Annotated in this window: 6 protein-coding genes and 2 pseudogenes; 4 read left to right on the top strand and 4 right to left on the bottom strand. The window is 72.1% G+C overall.

Going from position 1 to position 5,987, the window contains the following annotated elements; translation table 11 throughout:
- Positions 1 to 369 (bottom strand): annotated as a pseudogene (locus tag B7L92_RS10265) (hypothetical protein); the annotation flags it as partial.
- 333 nt (positions 370 to 702) lie between these two features.
- Here B7L92_RS10265 and B7L92_RS10260 point away from each other — a divergent pair.
- Complete coding sequence (locus B7L92_RS10260; RefSeq protein WP_081237114.1) at positions 703 to 1,371, top strand: class F sortase; 669 nt, start codon at positions 703 to 705, stop codon at positions 1,369 to 1,371.
- A gap of 31 nt (positions 1,372 to 1,402) precedes the next feature.
- Here the strand turns inward: B7L92_RS10260 and B7L92_RS10255 are convergent, their stop codons facing one another.
- Positions 1,403 to 2,242: a polysaccharide deacetylase family protein gene (locus tag B7L92_RS10255; protein ID WP_174703945.1), complete on the bottom strand. Its 840-nt coding sequence runs from the start codon at positions 2,240 to 2,242 to the stop codon at positions 1,403 to 1,405.
- Positions 2,243 to 2,412: 170 nt separating this feature from the next.
- Between B7L92_RS10255 and B7L92_RS10250 the strand changes: the two genes are divergently transcribed.
- Together B7L92_RS10250 and B7L92_RS10245 are read left to right on the top strand one after the other, a co-directional pair.
- Entirely contained in the window at positions 2,413 to 2,874 is a 462-nt protein-coding gene (locus tag B7L92_RS10250) for a universal stress protein (RefSeq protein ID WP_081237113.1), read from the top strand.
- A gap of 105 nt (positions 2,875 to 2,979) precedes the next feature.
- Complete coding sequence (locus B7L92_RS10245; RefSeq protein ID WP_081237112.1) at positions 2,980 to 4,392, top strand: amino acid permease; 1,413 nt, start codon at positions 2,980 to 2,982, stop codon at positions 4,390 to 4,392.
- Here B7L92_RS10245 and B7L92_RS10240 read toward each other — a convergent pair.
- Positions 4,389 to 5,204, bottom strand: a complete 816-nt coding sequence (locus B7L92_RS10240) for an alpha/beta fold hydrolase (protein ID WP_081237111.1) — start codon at positions 5,202 to 5,204, stop codon at positions 4,389 to 4,391. The two genes, B7L92_RS10245 and B7L92_RS10240, sit on opposite strands and share 4 nt — an antisense overlap.
- 57 nt (positions 5,205 to 5,261) lie before the next feature.
- Here B7L92_RS10240 and B7L92_RS10235 point away from each other — a divergent pair, with 57 nt between their 5' ends.
- Positions 5,262 to 5,735: a MarR family winged helix-turn-helix transcriptional regulator gene (locus tag B7L92_RS10235; protein WP_081237110.1), complete on the top strand. Its 474-nt coding sequence runs from the start codon at positions 5,262 to 5,264 to the stop codon at positions 5,733 to 5,735.
- A 1-nt stretch (position 5,736) separates the two neighbouring features.
- On the opposite strand, the pseudogene B7L92_RS10230 reads toward B7L92_RS10235, so the two are convergent.
- A pseudogene (locus B7L92_RS10230) lies at positions 5,737 to 5,987 on the bottom strand (CapA family protein); the annotation flags it as partial.

Below are 5,987 nucleotides of genomic sequence, written 5' to 3'. Positions count from 1 at the left end.
GCCGTTGCCTCCCACGTTGCCGTTGTCGTTCCCCCACCCGTTGTCGTTGCCGTTGCCCCCCACGTTGCCGTTGTAGTTGCTCCCGTCGTTGCCCTTCCCGTCGTCGTTGCCGTGCCCCCTCCCGCCACCGCTGCCACCACGCAAGGGCGTCAGGTTGGTTCTGCGGAACGCGTTGGAGGTGGCCGTGCCGCCGTTGGGGCAGCCGTCGACCGTGATGGTCAGCTGGCCGCCACGGGCGATGACGCTGGGATGGGCAACGATGTTGAACGGGCTGGGAAGCCGGCCGTTGTCCGCGATGGCCGCCGGGGCGGCGACTCCGAGGACGGCGACCGCGGCGCCCGTGGCCGCCAGGGCACGTGAGTTGCGCATGTGATCCTCCGCGGAAGACGCCCCGGGTCCCGTACCCGGTCGATCGGCGAGAAAGCGCCTCCCGGAAAGACCCTCAGTTGCGGTGCCCGGGCCCGCATTTCGGGAATGGTCCGTACCGGTGAGACCTCACCCCGCGGGAAACCGTGGGAGGGGGATATCGCCGCAGGTCACGGGCCGTCAGAAAATCTTCGTCCGGTCCGACCCCGGATGGCGCACCTGTCACCCCCGCGGCCACCCGTTCGCCGCTGCCCCGTCGCCGGTTCCGCGCACGGCGCTTAGCGTTCTGATATGCGCGAACGACACGGTGACGGCCGTGTCGAGAGGGGAAGGCGAATGTCTGCTTTCTGGCCGGCCGAAGCCGAGGAGGAGGCGCCGCGAAGGAAGCGTGCCCCCTGGGGCGTGATAGCGCTGGTCCTGCTCACCGGCCTGGCGCTCATCCGGAACGGTTCGGGGGAATTCGACGTGGGCCCGCCACAGCCGGCCGGCGTGGCCGCCGCCGACCGCCGGGCGTCCGACAGCACCCCGGCCGGCACGGTCCCGCCGCTGCCGTACTCGGTACCGGACCGGGTCAGGATCCCGGCGATCCAGGTCGACGCGCCGATCACGCCGGTGGGGCTGGACTCGGAGGGCTGGGTGGACGCGCCACCGCCCGAGGACCCGAATCTCGCGGGCTGGTTCACCGGTGTCGTCTCGCCCGGCGAGAAGGGCACGGCGGTCGTCGTCGGCCATGTCGACAACCACCAGGGACCGGCCGTGTTCTACGGGCTCGGAGCGCTGAAGAAGGGAGATCGCGTCGAGGTCGCGCGCGCGGACGCGAAAACGGCCGTGTTCGAGATCTACGGCATCGAGGTCTTCGCGAAGAACAACTTCCCCGGCGACCGGGTCTACTCCTCCAAGGGGACCGCGGAGCTGCGGGTCATCACCTGCGGCGGCGCCTTCTCCCAGCAGGACGGCTACGACGGGAACGTCGTCGTCTTCGCCCGTCTGGTCGAGGTCCGCTGAGCGGCCCCGCCCGCCCGGCGGGCGGGGGCCCTCAGACGTACCGCAGACGGGGCACGGTGACGTGGTACCCGGAGTCCAGCAGTGCGGGCAGATAGGCACGCAGGGCCCGCACGCTCTGGGAGCGGTCGCCCCCGGCGTCGTGCGAGAGCACCACGACGCCGGGGGCGGCGCCCTCCGTCACCCGGTCGACGATGACGCGGGCGTCGGGCTCGGTCCAGTCGAGGGTGTCGACCGTCCAGGCCAGGGGTTCCATGCCCAGTTCGGCGCCGAGGTGGAAGGCGGCGCGGTTCCAGGCCCCGTACGGCGCGCGGAACCATGCGGGGCGCTCGCCGTAGGCCTTCTCGATGACGTCGCAGGTGCGCTCCATCTCCGAGCGGATCCGGCCGGGGCTCAGACGGGTGAGCAGGGGATGGGACCAGGTGTGGTTGCCGACGACGTGCCCCTCGTCGGCCATCCGGGCCAGCAGGTCCTTGCTGTGGACCACCATCTCCCCGCACACGAAGAACATCGCCCGCACCTCGTGGCGGGCCAGGACGTCCAGGACGTCCGGGGTGTAGCGGGGGTCGGGGCCGTCGTCGAAGGTCAGCACCATGACGCGGCCGCGCCCGGACACGCGCATCAGCGGTGTGCCGCGCACGGGGACCCGGTCGGCCGCGATGCGCGGCGGGCCGTGACCGGTCAGGGGCTGGAGTCGGTAGGTGGAGGGCTTGAGCGGACGGCGGGCGGCCTGGGCGCCGGCGGCGGGCGCGGCCGGGCGGGCGGCCCGGTCCCCGGTGCCGACCGCGAACACTCCGGCCGCACCGGCCGCACCCGTGGCGGCGGCGCCGGCGATCAACACCCGGCGCCGTGTGAGCAACTGATCCTTCTGCATGAGTCATCAGTCGCCGCGCGGAAGACCGGCGCACCCCGGCGACACCGGGGCGGCGGCACGATTCCACTCGCTCGGCCCACCGGGGGCCGGCCCACCCGGATCCGGTCCGGCGGGTCCGTCGGCACGGGCGCCCGCCGACCGGCGCGGTGGTGTCGGATAGCCTCGACAGTGTGACGCGACAGCCCTCCCACCGGTTCGAGCGGGGCACGGACGGGCCCAAGGTGATCGTCGTCGGAGTGGACGGCTCCGACTCCTCGCTGCGCGCGACGGCGTACGCCTACGGACTGGCCCGGCGCCAGCGCGCACTGCTCGCGGCGGTGTACGTACAGCCGGTGATGGCGGCGGGCGCCGCACTCGGCGCACCGGTGGCCGACGCCACCGAGGAGACCGCCGAGGAGCTGGTGGCGCTGATCAAGGCCGCGGGCGAGCGGGGCAAGGGGCTGCCCGACGTCCGCTGGGAGTTCCACACGTTCCGCGGCGACCCCTACAACGGCCTGGTGAAGGCGGCGGACGACCTCAAGGCGGACGCGGTGGTGGTGGGTGCCTCCGAGCAGGCGGGCCACCGGATCATCGGGTCGGTCGCGATCCGGCTGGTGAAGGCGGGGCGGTGGCCGGTGACGGTGGTGCCGTAGCCACCGGAGTGTTCCCGGAGTGTGCGTGACGCCTTCCGCCGGTACCGTGGCGAGTGCATCATGATCCGCCGTCAGCCGTTTGCCGATCGTGAAGAGGTGAGGCGTATGGCCCGGCCCCGGGCGGGTGAAGGGATTCTCCGCCGCAAACCCATCGAACACATCGAGGAGACGGAAGCCGCCGAGGGCCCGCGGCTGGAACGCACCCTGGGCCTGGGGCAGCTGACCGCGATCGGCGTGGGCGGCATCATCGGCGCCGGCATCTTCACGCTCGCGGGGACCGTGGCCAACGGCACGGCCGGACCCGCGGTGGTCGTCTCGTTCCTCATCGCGGGTGTCGCCAGCGCCGCCGCCGCGCTGTCGTACGCGGAGTTCGCGGGTCTGATCCCGAAGGCGGGCTCGGCGTACACCTACGGCTACGCGGTGCTCGGCGAGTTCGCGGGCTGGTTCATCGGCTGGGACCTGCTGCTGGAGTACACCGCGATCGTGGCGGTGGTCGCGATCGGCATCTCGGGCTACTTCAGCTTCCTGGTGAACGCGATGGGCGCGGACCTGCCGGCCTGGATGCTGGGCGCGCCGGGCACCGGGGAGGGCCACCGCATCGACCTGTTCGCGGCGCTGCTGTGTCTGCTCATCGCCTTCCTGCTGAACCTCGGCATCAAGAACGCGGCCCGGTTCGAGACGGTGGTCGTGGTGCTGAAGGTCCTGGTCGTGCTGCTGGTGATCGGGGTCGGCGTGTTCCACATCAACACCGCGAACTACCACCCGTTCTTCCCCTACGGGGTCGGCGGGGCGTTCACCGGTGCGGCGACGGTGTTCTTCGCGGTGTTCGGCTACGACGCGATGTCGACGGCGGCCGAGGAGTCCAAGGACGCCCAGCGGCACATGCCGAAGGCGATCATCTACTCGCTCGTGATCTCGATGGTCCTGTACGTGGCGGCCTGCCTGGTGCTGACGGGCATGCAGAACTACCGGGACATCGATCCGGAGAGCGGCTTCTCCACCGCGTTCGAGTCGGTGGGGCTGGGCGGGCTCGCGGACGTGATCGCGGTGGGCGCGATCATCGGCATCCTCACGGTGATGTTCACGTTCATGCTGGGCGTGACGCGCGTGTGGTTCTCCATGTCGCGGGACGGGCTGCTGCCCCGCTGGTTCGCCAAGACCCATCCGACGCGGCACGTGCCCACGCGGGTCACCTGGATCGTCGGGGTGGCGTCGGCCGCCATCGCCGGGTTCCTCCCGATCGGCGAGGCGGCCGAACTCACCAACATCGGCATCCTGCTGGCGTTCGTGGTGGTGTGCACGGCGGTGATCGTGCTGCGCTACCGGCGGCCGGACCTGCCGCGCTCGTTCCGCACTCCGTGGATGCCGGTGGTGCCGGGGCTGGGCGTGGTCTTCTCGCTCTGGCTGATCACGTTCCTGCAGTGGCAGACCTGGGTGCGGTTCGCCGTGTGGTTCGTGGTCGGGCTGGTGATCTACTTCGCGTACTCCTACCGGCATTCGGAACTGGCGCGGCGTTAGAGCGACCCGAGGAAGTCGGCGACGACCGCGTCGAAGGCGTCGGGGCGCTCCATGTTCGGGTAGTGGCCCGGGCCCTCGAGGGTGACCGAGCGGCCGTCCGCCACCGTGCGGACGAGCCGTTCGGCCATGCGCAGGTGGTCCTCGGAGTCGCCGCCGCCGTGCACGGCGAGCACGGGGACGCCGATGCCGGCGGCCCGCTTCCAGGTGTCGGTGACGGGTACCCGCAGGTCCGGCTCGTCGGCGGTGTGCTTGCGGAGGGTGCCGAGGGCCATCTCGCGCTGGCGGCGCAGGAGGTCCGGATCGATGTCCTCCATCGTCCTGTGCGGCCCCGGGAGGAACCGCAGAAAGGCCTCCAGCCAGGCGTCCACGTCGCCGGCGGCCAGGGCCCTGCCCCAGTCGGCCAGGACCGAGGTGGTCCACGGGTCCCGGAAGTCGGGCTCGCTGGTGCCCGCGCCGGAGACGACCAGCGCCCGGACGAGAGCGGGGTGTTCCAGCGCGGTGTCCACCGCCGTGCCCGCGCCCATCGACAGCCCGATCAGGACCGCGGAGTCGATGCCTAGGTGGTGCAGCAGGGCGGCGACGTCGTCGGCCGGGCGGTAGGGGCGGGTCGCGAGGGCGGAGGCGCCGTGGCCGCGGGCGTCGGGCACGAGGACCCGGTGGGCCGCGGCGAGGGCGGGCACCTGGGCGTCCCACATGCGCCCGTCCAGGAAGCCGCCGTGCAGCAGCACCACCGCGGGGCCCGTGCCCGTGTCCCGATAGGCGAGGTCGCCGTCGGCCGAGGGGAAGAAACGGAGATCCGGAGCAGCCGTCATGACAACCAGGGTGTCATCTTGAGCGAACTTTGACAATCAGGGTGTCATGATGGAGGGGTGAACGTCACCGACAGTCCTCTGCCGCCGGACGCACTCGCCCGCCGCCTCACCGAGGTGTACGACCTGGTGGGCCCCGTGTACCGGCGCGCGCAGCGCCTCGTCGAGCAGGGCCTGGCGCCCGACGGGCTGTCCGTCGGCGTCCGCGCCGTCCTGGCCCTGCTGCACCGGAACGGGCCGATGACCGTGCCGCAGATGGGCCGGGCGCAGGCGATCAGCCGTCAGTTCGTACAGCGCATGGTCAACGACGCCGCGGCCCGGGGCCTGGTGGAGAGCGTCCCGAACCCCGCCCACCGGCGGTCGTCGCTGATCCGGCTGACGGACGCGGGCCGGGCGACGGTCACCGCCGTCCTGGACCGGGAGCACCTGCTGCTGCGGGAGGTCGGCGGAGCGCTCACGGACGCCGACGTCACGACCTGCCTGCGGGTGCTCGGGGCCATGCTCGCCGCCCTCGACGGCGTGGACGTCGACTGAGCTACTCCCCCATCACCAGCCCGTGCCCGGCCGCGCCCCGGCTGAGCACCACGTCGCGGATGCGGTCCCGCACGGAGCGCACCTCCGCGCCCATGGCCAACGCGCGGTTGAGGTTCACCACCCGGCCGGCGTCCACGTCGAACAACTGGGGGACGAACTCGGCCTTCGTCACCCGCCACCGCTCGCCGGGCCGGGCGGGCGGGGCGAAGGTGAATCGGCCGAGCGTGGACTGGTTGCCGCGCGGGTCCTGGA

Origin of the sequence: Streptomyces viridosporus, assembly GCF_002078235.1 — a bacterium.
Lineage (GTDB): Bacteria > Actinomycetota > Actinomycetes > Streptomycetales > Streptomycetaceae > Streptomyces > Streptomyces viridosporus.
Note: the sequence above shows the minus strand (reverse complement) of the source record. Positions and strands in the feature narration are given on the sequence as shown.

Bases quoted from the DNA above. Each gene is read 5' to 3' on its own strand.
- B7L92_RS10260 (WP_081237114.1), top strand. From the start codon at position 703: ATGTCTGCTTTCTGGCCGGCCGAAGCCGAGGAGGAGGCGCCGCGAAGG.
- B7L92_RS10255 (WP_174703945.1), bottom strand. From the start codon at position 2,242: ATGCAGAAGGATCAGTTGCTCACACGGCGCCGGGTGTTGATCGCCGGC.
- B7L92_RS10245 (WP_081237112.1), top strand. From the start codon at position 2,980: ATGGCCCGGCCCCGGGCGGGTGAAGGGATTCTCCGCCGCAAACCCATC.
- B7L92_RS10240 (WP_081237111.1), bottom strand. From the start codon at position 5,204: ATGACGGCTGCTCCGGATCTCCGTTTCTTCCCCTCGGCCGACGGCGAC.